Source organism: Kribbella sp. NPDC051137 (genome assembly GCF_040682535.1).
GTDB classification, from domain to species: Bacteria; Actinomycetota; Actinomycetes; order Propionibacteriales; family Kribbellaceae; genus Kribbella; species Kribbella karoonensis.
In genome coordinates this window covers 678824-693491 of sequence record NZ_JBFBBI010000003.1, presented here as the reverse complement: position 1 = coordinate 693491, position 14668 = coordinate 678824, and the positions used below count along the sequence as shown (strand labels likewise).

The window sequence follows — 14668 nt, the reverse complement described above, 5'->3', positions numbered from 1 at the left end:
CGCGTGCGTTTTGTGCTGGCAACCTGGGGATCCCGCGGGGACGTCGAGCCGTTGGCGGGGCTTGCGGTGGCGCTCCAGGAATTGGGGGCCGAGGCAACAGTCTGTGCACCACCGGAAGGTGACTTCGAGGAGCTGCTGGCCCGGGCCGGCGTACCGATCGAGCCGCTCGGCCCCTCGGTGCGTTCGGTGGTCACCGCGCCGAAATCGACGTCAGGGAAGCATCCTGCTTTCGAGATGGCCGCCCGGCTCGTCGCGGCGCGGTTCGAGACGCTCGGGCGGGTCGCACCGGGCGCTGACGCGATCGTGGCGACCGGGCTGATGCCGGCCGGTGCGCGGGACGTCGCCGAGAAGCTCGGCATCGGCTACGTACTGGCGGGCTTCCACCTGGGCGGGATCCCGTCCCAGCACCACGCACCGGGAGCACGACCCGGTACGCCGACCCCGGACGACGTCACCGACCGACGTGAGCAGTGGGAGTACGACGCCCGCCGCGTGAACGAGCTGTACGGCCCGGCCCTCAACGAGCAGCGGGCCGCGATCGGGCTGCCACCGGTCGCGAACGTCCGCGACTACGTGTTCACCGAACACCCCTGGCTCGCCGCCGACCCGACCCTGTGCCCGTCGGCAGGCATGACCGACCTCGACGTCGTCCAAACCGGCGCCTGGATCCTGCCCGACGACCGTCCGCTCCCGGACGACCTGCAGGCCTTCCTGGACGCCGGTGAGCCACCGGTGTACGTCGGTTTCGGCAGCATGGCGTCGTACGCGCCGAAGGACATCGCCCGGACCACGATCGAGGCAGCCCGCGCCCACGGTCGCCGCGTACTGCTCAGCCGCGGCTGGGCGGAACTCGACGCGGACGACAGCTTCGTCATCGGCGAGGTCAACCAACAGGCCCTGTTCCCCCGAGTTGCGGCGGTCGTGCACCACGGCGGCGCCGGTACGACGACCACGGCCGCGCGGGCCGGCGTACCGCAGGTTGTTGTGCCGCTGATCGCCGACCAGCCGTACTGGGCCTCCCGTGTTGCCGCGTTGGGCATCGGCGCCGCGGACAAGGCACCGACCGTCGACTCGCTGTCGTCGGCGCTCGGCACGGCACTCGCCGCCACCCAGCAAGCCCGCGAGGTGAGCGGGCTCATCAAGACCGACGGCGCGACAGTGGCCGCCAAGCTCCTGATCGAGAACGCTCAGTCGACCGGGCGATGAAGTTCGTCGAGCAGCTGTGAGACGACGGCCTCCGGCGAACGGGTCCAGTCCGTGGTGAGCACGTGGTGGACCCGCCAGCCGGTGGTCGTCAACGCGCTCGGGTGCGTGGTGAGGCGCTCGAGCAACGTGTCGGCCGCGACGCGATCCGGCGTGTCCACAAGAACCGCGAGCCGGTACCCGCTGTCCTCGGGAAGCTTCAGCGCGAGGTCGCACCGGAACACCGACTCCCCCACCGCCACGTCGACCTCCACGCCGCGTGCTTCCAGCGCGGCCGCGAGCTGCTCGACCACCGGAGTCGCCTGCCGTTTCCCGCCGACGGTCCTGAGGTTGTACGAAGCGAGTGCGGCCTTCACGGCCTGCTGGTCTCCGCGCGACACGGCCGCTGCGTACCCGAGGAACCTTCGCAGCGTGTTCGCGCCGTCGTTGTAGGTGTTGGTGATCGCGTCAGGCTCGATACTGCTCACGATCACCATGTGCTCGCGGGCCCGGCTGAAGATCACGTTCAGCCGCTTCTCGCCACCCGAGGTGTTGATCGGGCCGAAGTTCATCAGCATCCGCCCGTCCGGGCCGGCCGCATAGCAGACGCTCATCAGGATGATGTCCCGCTCGTCGCCCTGCACGTTCTCCAGGTTCTTCACGAACAGCCCGGCGTCTTGCTCGCCCTGTGTCCGCACCTGCTCCGCCTCGTACAGGTCGGCGAACTCCGGATCGCCCTCGGCCAGCTCGGCCAGCGCCCGCTCGATCTCCCCCTGCTGCGCTTCCGAGAACGCCACGATGCCGATGCTCTTCCCGGTCTCGCGGACCAGCAACTCCCGCACCAGCGACGCGATCCAGCGCGCCTCGGCCGGGTTGGTGCGCCGCACGTACACACCGTCGACGAGCCGCACCGCAGTGATGCTGCCGGCGAGGATGCTCTCGCAGACGTCCGACGCGGGAGAGTCCGAGCGCAGTGTCCACGGCGGCGCGGTGTGCGGCGGCAACCGGTCCGGCACGGTCGCCAGCTTGCCTTGGTAGAACGCCGCGTTGCTGAACGAGATCAACGCCTCGGACCGGCTCCGGTAGTGCCAGGTCAGCATCGTCGACGCCAGCCGGAGCGCACTGATCGAGAGGAAGCTGTCCTCGGTCAGGGCGATGCCGAGCTGCTCCTCGTCCGCGTCGTCGCTCTGCACCCGGAAGTACTGCGTCGGCGGCAGCTGCATCTGGTCGCCGACAACGATCAGCTGCGGCGCCCGGTGCAGCGCCGGAATCGCCTCCTCCACGGGGATCTGGCTGGCCTCGTCGTACACCACGACGTCGAAGGAAGCTGTCAGCGGCAACGTGTCGGACACCGACGACGGGCTCATCAGCCACACCGGCCGGAGCATCGCGACCACCTCTCCGGGCGGGCCGGAGGCCAGGTCGCGGATCGACCGGTAGCGCATCACCTTGCCGAACTCGTGCTCGAGCTCGCGGCGCCCGGTCGCGAACGTCTTCTTGCGTTCGCGGTCCTCCGCCGACATCCCGGTGACGCTCTGCTCGGAGTGCGCGACCTCGGCGAGGAAGCGGCGCCGGACCTGTGCGACCACGACCTGCGCGTTCAGGTCGGCGAGGTCGTCGTACACCATGCTCAGCTCGCCGACGATCGCGTCGACGCGCGCCGACGAGAGCTGCAACGGGGCGGCGGAGCGGGCGTGTTCCCACTCCGCCGCACACACGGCGTACTCGAGCTGGTCAGGCGTGCCGTCGAGCCGGCGTACGGCGGTGAGCACGGACGTCGGCGCCGTGGCCAGGTCCCGAAGTTTCGGGCCGATCGCCCGTACGACGGGACTCTCGGCGGCCAGGCGATCCGCCAGGTCGCGGAGCTCGTCGACGGTCAGCGTGTCCCAGTGGTCGGCCAGCAGGTCCCGAGCGGCGGCGGTGGCGTCGTCGAGGACGTCGGCCAGGCGGGCGAGGCGAGCGGTGTCGTCGAGGACGGCGCGCCAGTCGGGGACGGCCTTGCGGGCTGCCGCGAGCTGGTCGATCAGGTCGCGCGGAGCGTCGGTGGCCCAGTCGTGGCGGGTCTGCTCGGCGTGTTCGGCGACGGCCGCGGTGGCGGACTGGGCGGCGACGAGATCGGTGAGGATCTCGGTGACGGAAGGCTGGACGGTGCGCGTCGTGGCGTCGAAGCGGTCCCGGACCAGGTGTTTCACCCGTCGCCAGTCGCCGCTGAGGAACGAGAACGCACCACCTTCCTTGCTTTGGGCAACCTTCAGTGCGGAGCGGGCATCGGCCGGGTCGAGCGGCTCCCGCCAGCCGGCGGCCTCCTTCCAGGCGGCACGCTCGGCCTTGACCAGCCGCGCCCGCTCGTCCGCCGCGTCCGCCAACGCCCGCGCCGCGGTCGACCGCGGAACGATCGCCTCCTCCTTGTCGAGCCGCGCCAACGGCTCCAACAGCCGCCCGAGCTGTGCCAATTCCAGCGTTTCCCGTACGGCGACGTCCTCTAGCTCCCACGCCGCGGAGACCGCATCCCACTTCTCTCGCAGCCGCCGCGCCGCCCCCGCCACATCCGCCTCGTCCCACCGCGCCAGGTACGCCAGAGAACTCCGCGCCAGCACGCCACCGCTGGCCGGCTCAGCCGCAGCCAGGGCCTGCGCCACCTCATGCACCGCAGCACGAGCCACCCACCACTCCCCAACAGAAGGGAGGAGATGCGAGGCAGGCACGTTCCGCCCCGCGATCGAGTCGGTGGAGCGGGCGTTCGCATCCCAGGCGTGCTGACTTAGCTCGGCGAGTCGGTCGACTACCTCTCGGAGGCGGGGCTCGCCGTCAGCCAGTTGCCTTTCGAACTCGTCCACCGTCGCCAGTAGTCGTTCAACGCGAGCGACCAACGCCGTACGCCGCTCCGTCAACGCGTCCAGATCGTCCTTCGCCGGCAGCCACGCGTCGTACGTCTCTCGCAGCCCGTGAACGAACGCCTTCTTGTCGCCCTGGGAGTCGTGGATCAGCGCGCACAACCCGTCCAGCCGCCGACTCGCCAGCCGGGCATGCACAACATCGAGCGCAGCCCGTTTCTGGCAGACGAACAGCACCCGCTTCCCGCGCGCGACGAAGTCCGCGATCAGGTTCGTGATCGTCTGCGACTTCCCGGTCCCGGGCGGGCCCTGGATCACGAAGCTCTCGCCCCGCCGCGCCCGCGCGATCGCCGCCACCTGCGACCCGTCCGCCGGCACCACCAGATACCGCTCGCCGGGCGGCAGCTCCGGCAGCTCGCTCCCCACCGGCCGCGGCCGGTCCGAGAACAGCTGGTCGAACGACGGCGCCGACTCCGCACCCGTCAGCAGCTCGTCGTAGTCCCGGACCAGCCCGAGCGTGCGGTAGTTGAAGTTCGCCAACGAGACCGCGCACAGGTCGACGTCCCAGGAGTACGGCCCGCCGTCGGTGTCGAGCGAGTACGTGTCGGTCTCGATCGCCGTCGGCCGCCGCGGCTCCTCGCCGAGCGCGACCCCGAGCGGCAGCGTCTGGTGCGCGATCTGCGTCCGGAAGATCTGCACGCCGAGCGGCTGGTAGTCGGACCGGCGGTACGAGTACGGGTATTGCCTCCCGCCGAACCCGGTCGGCAGGTTCCCATGCCGGCGCCGGTTGTACGTCCGCAATCGCGTCACCGCGCGCTGCCGCACCAGATCGATCCGCGGCTTCTCCCGCAGGTGCAGCCGCAGTCCCGGCTCGGTCGCCTGGATCTCCTTCGCCAACCGCTCGTGCAGCTCCCGGAGGGCGCCCGGCGCCGACAGGTCGACGGTCTCCGGCAGCGAGATCCCGTACAGCTGCCGCAGACTGTGCCGCAGCGTCGGGTTCACCTCGGCGATCGGATCGGAGATCCGCAGCGTGTACGAATCCCGGACGCCGCGCTTCTTCGTCAGCTCCACCTTCGCCAGCACCAGCGGCGACGCGAGCCGGGTGTCGCGGTCGTTCTTCAGGTCGTGCCAGCGCAGGAACGCCGGCACCAGCCGCAACTGGTCCAACCCGTAGTCGGCCTTGTCCCGGCGCGCCGTCGAGATCAGCTTGTCCAGGGTGTTCGCGGCGTACGGCGCCTCGTCGTACCGGATCCACTTGCCGAGCGGCTGCGCCTTCTTCAACAGCTGCCCGGCCAGGTCGTCGCGCCAGGTGAACAGCTGCTCGGGGCGGATGTTCCGGACGTCGAGCATCAGCGGCACCGACACCTCGGTGAGGTTCAGCGTCTGCGCGGTCGGGCGGAAGTTGATCAGCCGATTGCGCCGGGAGAGGTCGAAGAGCCGGTCGCGGAGCGCACCGAGCACGGCGGTACGCCGGTCCGCGACGCCGCGGACGACCGCCTCGACGTCGAAGTCCAGCGGCTGGTCGCGGTAGTTCTCGAGCTGCTCGATCAGCGACCGCAGGTCCTGCGCCCGCCGGTGCCGGTCGGGCTCCGCCATCTGCGCGGCCACCGAGACGATCACCGGATGCAGGTCCGGGTCCAGCTGATACAGGTTGCCCCGGGCATCGATCAGGGTCGCGACGTCCGCGGCCCTGGACAGATCCAGACCGCATCCGAGCGCGAGCAGCAACTGTCCGAGGCTGAAGATGTCGGTGAGCTGATCGTGGTGCCCGACCACGTGCTCCCAGCTCTGCCAGCCGGCCACCAACGTCGGCGCGGCAATTGTCTCGGGTACGACGGTCCGCGCGCGCCCGCCGTCCGCGCCGAGGTCGAGATCGGACTGCCGATGCGCCACCACCTCGACCGCGGTCGGCCGTTTCCCTTGCAGGGCGTCGATCTGCTGCGTCGCGAGCGTCGGACGCCCTGCGTCCTCGGCCGCGAACCCGAGCCGGCTCTGCTCGTCGATCGTGATCCGATCCAGCCCGCGCAAGGGCGCCACCAGCCCGCGCTCGTGCACGGCGGCGGTCTGGTGGAACAACGGCAGCACCGCCGCCAGCAGCGCGTCGTTGCCCAGTCCACCTTGCGAGACGGCCAGTGCGACGAGATCCTCGGCGCTCATCCGACCACCTCCGCGGCTGCCTGGACGAGTCGCACGCGGTGCTTGTCGCTCCAGCCGAGCTCGTCGTCGGCGACATCGACGTACCCGCTGAGACCCGAACGGCGGGCGACGACCAGGGACGCGACCAGGCCGGCGTCGCCGAGGTCCGGATCGGCGGTTGCGAGATCCAGCAGCAGGTAGCACAGATAGCGGATCGTTGAGGCAGCCAACGGTCTGGGCCGCGGCAAGGGCGCGCCGTCCACCGGACGCATCGCCAACGGCTCGTCGAAGCGCACCGCGCCCCCCGGTACGCCGAGCGGCCCCGGCGGATCCGCGAATCCGGCGGCCGCGGTCGCGATCGTGTCCGTCCGCAGGCCCTCGGTCTGCGCGATCGCCGCGGCGAAGTCCCGGCTCAACTCCCGCAACAGCCCCGCGTCCAGCAGGTCCGGCGCATCCACGTCGAGCGGTCCCGTCACCAATGCCTCGACGTCCTCGCCGGCCAGCCAGTTCTTCAACGCCCAGGCACGCCCGACCGCCTCGGGATGCGACGTACCGCGGCTGCCCGATCGGAGGTCGAGCGACTCCGCCTGACGCAGGTACGCGTCCGGGTCCGCCGTACTCAGTCCGGTCTCCAGCTTCAGCAGCGCACGGATGGCCGTACGCAGGTCACCGCACGCCGTCAACGCACCCCGGTCCGCGAACAGCTCCGTCGCGAGCGACCACCGCCGGTGCGTCTCCAGGTACTGCGACGGCGTACGGGCGTCACCGGCCGCCGCGTCGAGCAGCCGATCGACCGCGAGGTACGCACCGTCGTCGGCCTGCCACAACAACCGGTGCGCCAACTCGTGCCCGATCACCGCGGCCAACTCGTCCTCGTCCAGCCGGTCGAGCAACGCACCCTGGAACAGGACCACTGCCTTGCCCGCCTGATGCAGGTAGGACGCATTCGGCTCGCCGCTCACCTGGTAGTAGTCGACGCCCGCGTCCAGCTCGAGCGCCCGCGCGGCCCGCTCACCCGCACGGAAGACGTCCGGATGCACGTCGGCCTCCAAGCGGTACGCGTTCCGCAGCAGCACGTCGTCGAGCGACTCCTCCGGACCGCCGTGCAACGCCGTCCACGCACGCTCGTCGACCCGGCGGACGACCGCCAGGACGGACCGGTGATAACCGAGCGCTGACAACATGCCCGCAACCATAACCAGCCGGACGGACAGAAACCGAGCCCTTCCGCCGGTCTGTGGACAACCTCAGCGATCGGTGGGGCGGCACACTCCGTTCGCGGCCGCGCTGGCGGCGAGGGCGGCGGCCGCCGGGCTCGCGACGGCGGAACGGGTCGTGTGGCGACCGATCGGGACCACCATCGGGGTGCCGGCGACCGGGTCCGGGACGACCTTGACGGCCAGGCCGAACACATCCTGGACGACGGCCTCGGTGATCACCTCCGACGGGTTGCCCTCGGCAACGATCGCGCCGTCCTTCATCGCGATCAGGTGGTCGCCGAACCGGCAGGCCTGGTTGAGGTCGTGCAGCACCAGCACGATCGTCCGGTCGTCGGACCTGTTCAGGTCGGCCAGCAGATCCAGGACGTCGAACTGGTGGGTCAGGTCCAGGAACGTCGTCGGCTCGTCCAGCAGCAGGATGTCGGTCTCCTGCGCGAGTGCCATCGCGATCCACACCCGCTGCCGCTGGCCACCGGACAGCTCGTCGATCGGCCGGTCCGCGATCGACAGCACGTCGGTCGCGGTCATCGCGGCCGCGACCGCCTCGTCGTCGGCGCGGGACCACTGCCGGATCCAGCGGGTCCGTGGGTACCGCCCACGGCCGACCAGGTCCGCGACCGTGATCCCCTCCGGCGCGGTCGGCGACTGCGGCAGCAGCCCGAGCTTGGTCGCCACCTCGCGGGTCGGGATCTGCTGGATGCTCTTCCCGTCCAGCAGCACCGATCCGCGCGACGGCTTCAGCAACCGCGCCAGCGTCTTCAGCAACGTCGACTTGCCGCACGCGTTGGCGCCGACGATGACCGTGATCTTCCCGGTCGGGATCCGCACCGACAGGTCGTGGATGATCTCCCGCTGGTCGTAACCGACCGCTAGACCGTCGGCGGCCAAGCTGTGTTCCACGGACTTCTCCTCCATTCTCAGCCACCACTCCCGACCCGATTGGCCCGGGCCAGCAGGAACATCAGGTACGGCGCACCGACCACACCCGTCACCACCCCGACCGGCAACTGGGTGTCGCCGAACGCGTGCTGCGCGACCAGGTCCGACACCGACACGACCAGCGCTCCGAGCAGACCGGACGTGATCATCGCCGGCCCGGGCGACCGGGTCAGCCGGCGCGCGATCGGCGGCGCCACGAACGCCACGAACCCGATCGGCCCGGCCGCCGCCGTCGCCACCGCGGCGAGCAGTACGGCGATCACGATCAGCCCGAGCCGCGACGCCTCGACCCGCAGCCCCAGCCCGTACGCCGTCTCGTCGCCGAGCTGCAGGATCCGCAACTGCTGCACCAGGAACACGATGCACGGCAGCAGGACCACGAACGTGATCGCCAGCGACCGTACGTTCGACCAGTCCCGCCCGTTCAGGCTCCCGGTCAGCCAGACCAGCGCTTGCTGCGCGATCTCCACCCGGGCCTTCGTCAGCAGGTACGACGTGATGCTGGTCGCGATCGCGCCGATGCCGATCCCGATCAGGATCAGCCGGTAGCTCGACACCCCGTGCCGCCAGGCGAGCACGTACATCAGGAACGCGGTCAGCACCGCACCCGCGATCGCGAGCGCCGACACCGCGACACCCGTCAGTCCGAGCGTCACGATGCCGAGCACGGCGAACGCGCTGGCGCCGTACGTCACACCGATGATGTCGGGGCTGGCCAGCGGGTTCCGGGCGATGTTCTGGAAGATCGCACCGGACAGCCCGAGCGCCGCGCCGACCAGCAGTCCGGTCAGTGCTCTGGGCAACCGAAGCTTGTTCACGATGAACTCGGTCGCGTGGTCGCCGCCGCCGAAGAGCGTCTTCACGACGTCGACCACCGGGATCTTGAAGTCCCCGAGCGACAACGAGACGCAGAACACCGCGAACACCACGACCGCGAGTACGGCGATGACGAGCGCCGATCGAGCCTGCCGAGCTACGCGAGCCCTGGCGACGACCTGTACTGCTTCGGCCGTCACAGGTCGGCCAGTTTCCGACGGCGTACGAGGATGATGAAGAAGGGTGCTCCGAGGACTGCAGTCACGATGCCGACCTGCAGTTCGCCCGGCAGCGCGACGACGCGGCCGATCACGTCGGACCCGAGCAGCAGGATCGGCGCCAACAGAGCGGAGTACGGCAGGATCCACCGGTAGTCCGGGCCGGTCACCAGCCGCGCCACGTGCGGGATGGTCAGTCCGACGAATCCGATCGGTCCGGCCGCCGCGGTCGCCGCGCCGGCGAGCAGTACGACGACCACCGCGACGAAGGCGCGGGCGAGTCCGACCCGCTGGCCGAGCGACTTCGCCACGTCGTCCCCCAGCGACAACGCGTTCAGCACCCGCCCGCAGAACAACGCCAGCACGATCCCGACCAGGATGAACGGCGCCACCTGCTTCGCGATGTCCGGGCCGCGACCGGCGAACGACCCCACCGACCAGAACCGGAACTGGTCGAACGTGTCGACGTCGCCGATCAGCAACGCCGTCGTCAACGACCCGAGCATCGCGGTCAGCGCCGCACCGGCGAGCGCCAGCTTCACCGGCGTAGCACCCTCCCGGCCCATCGAGCCGAGCAGATAGACGGCGACCGACGCGGCGGCCGCCCCGAGGAACGCGAGCCAGACGTACGACGTCAGCGAGGACATCCCGAACCAGTAGATGCCGCCGACAACGAACAACGCGGCACCGCCGTTCACGCCGAGGATGCCCGGATCGGCCAGCGGGTTCCTGGTCACGCCCTGCATCAGCGCGCCGGACAGCCCGAGCGCGGCGCCGACCAGCAGGCCGATCAGGGTCCGCGGTACGCGCAGCGAGCGGACAATCACCTGATCGGTGTTCGTCTCGTCGTAGTGCCGCAGCGCGTCGAGCACCGTGGACAGCGGAATCTGCTTGGAGCCGATCGCGATGCTGAGCAGACAGACGAGCACCAGCAGGACCGCGCAGCCGAGCAGGCCGGCGACCAGAGTGGTCCGCCGGGTCCGCCGGGTCCGCCGGGTCCGCCGGGTCCGCCGAGGGCGCGAGGGGGCAGCGGTCTCCGGGCCGGAGTCGGCCGTGGCAGTGGGCGGGGGCATTGGACTTTCGGGATCCTCTTAGGTAAGGCTAACCTCTAGACGACTCACCATAACCCGGCCGCCCTCGGGTCCGCACGTTCCTCCCCTGCGAAGTTTATGGAGAAACCCCAAGCCATGACGACTGTGCTCGAGCGACCGATCGTGTTCGATTCGATCCTGGCCACCGTGGCGGCCGTCGACGACCTGAGCCCGCACCTGCGCCGCGTGACGTTCGTCGCACCGCGGATCGCGGAGGCGGTCAGCGCCGGCCCGGACCAGCGCATCAAGGTCCTGCTCTCCCCGCCGAACGGCAGCGCGATCCGGCTACCCGCCGGGCCCGAGTGGTACGCCGACTGGTGCGCGCAGCCCGTCGACGAGCGTTTCGTCATGCGGACCTACACCGTGCGCGCATTGCGCCCTGAGGTGGCCGAGCTGGACGTGGAGTTCGTCCTGCACGGCGTGAACGGGCCCGCCTCGGCCTGGGTGAGTGAAGCCGAGCTGGGCGATCAGGTAGGCCTGCTGCTGCCGTTCGCGGTCGACACGACCAGCACGAAGGGTCTACTGCACTCCGGCGTCGACTACGTCCCACCGGCGACCAGTGTCCGCCGGTTGCTCGTAGCGGACGAGACCGCGCTCCCCGCACTGGCCGGGATCCTGGAGGAGCTGCCTGCCGCCGTACATGCCACGGTGTTCGTCGCCGTACCCGACGCGGCCGACGTACGGCCGTTGGCAGGTGCTGCTGACGTCACGTGGGTCACTGAGGGATCCCTTGTGGACGCAGTGAAGTCAGCAGCTCTGCCGTTCGACCCGGACTACGCCTGGGTCGCCGGTGAATCGTCGATGATCAAAGAGGTACGCCGCCACCTCGTGAACGCGGTCGGGATGCCGAAGTCGGCCATCTCGTTCCAGGGCTACTGGAAGCGCGGCGAAGCGCACTGCTAGGACGGGTTCTCCGCGTGGGTCAGGGTCTCCCAGGCAACGAACAGGTTGTTGGAACCAGCCGGGCGACGTGACTCAGTCAGGGCCTGGGTGTTCGTCATCGCAATGCCCAGGCGCGTGTGCAGTGCGTTGTAGCCCACCTCGGTGATCGGACCGAGGCCCCGGTTCAGCGTGCCCTTGCACAGCCAGGACGGCACGGGCTCCAGGTTCCGCTCCCACTTGGACTGGAAGCCGAGCGCCTGCCGCAGCCGCTCACCGAACTCCGGGTACATGTCGACGCCCTGGATGCGGGCCGTCTCCAGCACGTGTGAGATCGACGAGATGCCGTAGCCGGTGTGGGTGAAGTCGCGGCACGTCTCCTGCGTGAGACCGGTGACGAACGTCCCCTGGCCCTGCCAGTAGCTGACGATCTTGTCGCGGGTGTTGAGGTTCTGGCTCGGCACGGTCTTCGGCAGCGCACCGTCCGACTCCAAGTACACGTACGCCGGCACCCGCAGCCGGTAGAGCGCGATCGCCTTGTCGTAGATCGCCTTGTCCTCCAGGAACACACCAATGCCCTGCAGCGCCTCGGTCATGCTCAACTCCCAGTTGCCGTTGGAGTTCGAGCCGTTGATGATCTTCGGCACGTAGACGTTCCGGAGCATGGTGGCGAAGCGTCCGGCGTTCGGCCAGTTGCCGTACTCGTACTTGATGATCTCCGCGGCCTTCGGCCACGACGACCCGGCCCAGGCGGTCTGCAGGGGAGCGTTGCTGTTCGTGTGGTCCTGGATGGTCGCCGACCACGCATCCATCAGCTGGATGGACTTCTGCGCGTAGCGGTCGTCCCTGGTGAGGTACCAGAGCAGCGCATCGGTGTACGCCGCGATCGCGTCCTCACGTTCGTCGGTGCAGCCGTAGTTCGGGTTCGAGTACGGACCGCACTCCACGATCGCGCGTGGTTTCGGCGTACGGGAGAGGGATGCGTACGAGCTGCTCTTGGCCTGGTTGAAGGCGTCGGTCCACGGCTGGGCGCCGGCCTGCACCTTGGTGCGCACGAAGTCGAGCTGGGCCTGGCTGACGCCGACACCGGGATGAGTGAACGTTGCCGGCGCGTCCGCGGCCTGGGCGGACGGGCTGCTGAGGGTCCCGGCCAGCAATGCGGCGGCCAGGACGAGGGAGAGCTTTCGCATGGGCGGTGTCCTGTCTTCGGGGGCGGTAGGACAGCGGTTTCCACGGCAGTTTCACGACGTACGACGGCCAGGGTCAAGACCCCGCCGGTACCGGAACTCACTGGAACAAAAGGCGCTTTTGTCCCACTCCACGCAGGATCAGTGCAGAGCCAACTCCGGCGCGCGCACGCCGGCCGCGTCCAGTAGGGCGGCCGCGGTTGCGGCGCCGATGCCGCCGAGTGGCTGCGCGCGGACCACGGCCCGGGCGCTGGCGCCGTCGAAGATCATCGTCAGCTGGATCGCCAGCGTGGCCGGGTCCTCCGCGCCGGCCTGCGCCAGCTCGCGGTGGAAGAAGTCGGTCAGCTGCTGCTTGAAGTACCGCGCCACCACGGACCCCGGGTGCTCCGGATTCTTCAGCTCCACCGCGGTGCTCACGTACGGGCAGCCGAGGTAGTTGCCTTCAGCCACCATCGCGTCCTGGCGCTCGAACACGGTGAGGATCCGCTCCCGCGGCGACCGGTCGTCCTCCGCGCCCGGCCGGAGCAGCGTCTGGTAGCCCGGACCGCGGCTCGCGAGACTCTCCGCGATCAGCTCGTCCTTCGAACGGAACAGCTGGTACATCGACTTCTTCGACACCCCGGCCGCCTTGCAGAGCGCGTCCACTCCGATGTTGACGCCGTCGCGGTAGAAGAGTTCGCCCGCGGCGTCCAGCAGCCGTTCACGGGGAGTCGCGGAAGTGCTCATGCCTTCGAGGGTACCGGCTGAATTTGAATCCATAAACCGATCGGTTTACGGTGCTAGAAACAGATCAGTTTCCATTGAGGAGTTCCCCATGACATCACTCGAAGGCGCCGTCGTCCTGGTCACCGGCGGGCAGCGCGGGATCGGCCGCGCGATCGTCGACGACCTGCTGACCCGCGGCGTTGCAAAGGTGTACGCGACCGCCCGCGCGCCGAAGCCGAGCAGCGACCCGCGGGTCGTCCCGCTGCCGCTCGAAGTCACCGACCAAGCGTCCGTCGACGCGCTCGCGGCGGCCGCGCCGGACGTCACGGTGCTGATCAACAACGCCGGCGCCGGCGCGCCGGACAACTACCTGGACAGCTCGATCGACGACATCCGCGCGGTCTTCGACGCGAACTTCTTCGGCCCGCTGCAGCTCACCCGGGCGTTCGTCCCGATCATCGAGCGGAACGGCGGAGGCCACATCCTCAACGCGCACTCGGCCCTGTCCTGGATCGCCCGGCACGGCGCGTACTCCGCCACCAAGGCCGCGCTCTGGCTGCAGACCAACGCCATCCGCCTGGAACTGCTGAACCGTGGCATCGGCGTCACCGGCCTGCACATGGGGTACGTCGACACCGACATGACGACGGCCGTGACCGCGCCGAAGTCCCGCCCGGAGGACATCGCGAAGGCCGCGCTGGACGGCATCGAGAGCGGCGCGTACGAGGTCCTCGCAGACGACACTGCCCGCACCGCGAAGGCGGCCGCCGCGATGGACCTAACTGCGGCGTACCCGGAGCTCGCCGGCTGAGGTCCACACGTCCCGATCGCGGGTGTACTCCATCGCGCCCGCGATCCCGTCGGCGACATCCGCGCCGAGTTCACGTTCCACGACGTACAGCGCCAGGTCGATCCCTGACGTGATGCCGCCCGCGGTGATCAGCGTGCCGTCGTCGACGACCCGGCTGGTCTTCAGAGCAGCGCCGAAAGCCTCCAGCTCGGACCAGGCGCCGCGGTTCGTCGTGGCTGGCCGGCCCGCCACGAGGCCGGCCTCGGCGAGCAGCATCGACCCCGTACAGACTGAGCCGATCCACCGCAATGACGGCGCCAGTGCGGCGATCCGGGCCGTCATCACACCCCGCCGCGCTTCGGCCCAACTGCCCTTCTCCGCACGATTCATCCATCCGCCGCCAGGCACGAACAACGCGTCCGGCCGCCCCAGCCCCTCCGGCGCCTTGAACCGCAGCCCGTGCTGCCCGGTCACCTCAGCCGGCCCGTCCAGCCCCACCAGCGCCACGTGGAACCCAGGCCGCCGCGAAGCATGGCTCCACACCTCGAACGGCCCCATCACGTCCATCTCGTCCACACCGTCGAACACCAAGATCTCGATTCGCATACCCCTAGCCAACCGGCCTGGACGCTCGACCGACCAGTGGCCGGAAAGCCTCTGTGCATCAAGAT

General features: G+C 69.7%; 11 protein-coding genes. 3 read left to right on the top strand and 8 right to left on the bottom strand.

Features of this window, described 5'->3' with window-relative positions; genetic code table 11:
• The first annotated feature begins 3 nt into the window (after window positions 1–3).
• Window positions 4–1206, top strand: coding sequence for a glycosyltransferase (locus AB0M51_RS18400; RefSeq protein ID WP_363749646.1), 1203 nt, complete (start codon window positions 4–6; stop codon window positions 1204–1206).
• Here the strand turns inward: AB0M51_RS18400 and AB0M51_RS18395 are convergent.
• From AB0M51_RS18395 to AB0M51_RS18375, 5 genes are all read right to left on the bottom strand, one after another.
• Window positions 1188–6173, bottom strand: coding sequence for an AAA domain-containing protein (locus AB0M51_RS18395; RefSeq protein WP_363749645.1), 4986 nt, complete (start codon window positions 6171–6173; stop codon window positions 1188–1190). The genes AB0M51_RS18400 and AB0M51_RS18395 overlap by 19 nt on opposite strands.
• On the bottom strand, window positions 6170–7336 hold the full coding sequence (locus AB0M51_RS18390) for a M48 family metalloprotease (RefSeq protein WP_344194415.1): 1167 nt from the start codon (window positions 7334–7336) through the stop codon (window positions 6170–6172). Before AB0M51_RS18390 ends, AB0M51_RS18395 begins: the two co-directional genes overlap by 4 nt.
• A 63-nt stretch (window positions 7337–7399) precedes the next feature.
• Entirely contained in the window at window positions 7400–8287 is an 888-nt protein-coding gene (locus AB0M51_RS18385) for an ABC transporter ATP-binding protein (RefSeq protein ID WP_344194413.1), read from the bottom strand.
• A gap of 2 nt (window positions 8288–8289) precedes the next feature.
• Window positions 8290–9327: an iron chelate uptake ABC transporter family permease subunit gene (locus tag AB0M51_RS18380; protein WP_344194411.1), complete on the bottom strand. Its 1038-nt coding sequence runs from the start codon at window positions 9325–9327 to the stop codon at window positions 8290–8292.
• Window positions 9324–10418 (bottom strand): iron chelate uptake ABC transporter family permease subunit, encoded by a 1095-nt coding sequence (locus AB0M51_RS18375; RefSeq protein WP_344194409.1) that lies wholly within the window; start codon window positions 10416–10418, stop codon window positions 9324–9326. The genes AB0M51_RS18380 and AB0M51_RS18375 overlap by 4 nt, the downstream gene beginning before the upstream one ends.
• A 114-nt stretch (window positions 10419–10532) precedes the next feature.
• Here AB0M51_RS18375 and AB0M51_RS18370 point away from each other — a divergent pair, with 114 nt between their 5' ends.
• Window positions 10533–11339 (top strand): siderophore-interacting protein, encoded by an 807-nt coding sequence (locus tag AB0M51_RS18370; protein ID WP_344194407.1) that lies wholly within the window; start codon window positions 10533–10535, stop codon window positions 11337–11339.
• On the opposite strand, the gene AB0M51_RS18365 is transcribed toward AB0M51_RS18370, so the two are convergent.
• Window positions 11336–12505 carry an alginate lyase family protein gene (locus AB0M51_RS18365; RefSeq protein ID WP_344194405.1) on the bottom strand — a complete coding sequence of 390 codons (1170 nt, stop codon included), beginning with the start codon at window positions 12503–12505 and terminating at the stop codon, window positions 11336–11338. The two genes, AB0M51_RS18370 and AB0M51_RS18365, sit on opposite strands and share 4 nt — an antisense overlap.
• A 138-nt stretch (window positions 12506–12643) precedes the next feature.
• Complete coding sequence (locus AB0M51_RS18360) at window positions 12644–13228, bottom strand: TetR/AcrR family transcriptional regulator (protein WP_344194403.1); 585 nt, start codon at window positions 13226–13228, stop codon at window positions 12644–12646.
• Between the two features lie 88 nt (window positions 13229–13316).
• On the opposite strand from AB0M51_RS18360, the gene AB0M51_RS18355 reads away from it, so the two are divergent.
• A complete protein-coding gene (locus tag AB0M51_RS18355) occupies window positions 13317–14018 on the top strand; it encodes an SDR family oxidoreductase (RefSeq protein ID WP_363749644.1) in 702 nt (233 codons plus the stop codon).
• On the opposite strand, the gene AB0M51_RS18350 is transcribed toward AB0M51_RS18355, so the two are convergent.
• Entirely contained in the window at window positions 13986–14603 is a 618-nt protein-coding gene (locus tag AB0M51_RS18350; RefSeq protein ID WP_363749643.1) for a DJ-1/PfpI family protein, read from the bottom strand. The genes AB0M51_RS18355 and AB0M51_RS18350 overlap by 33 nt on opposite strands.
• Window positions 14604–14668 lie beyond the last annotated feature (65 nt).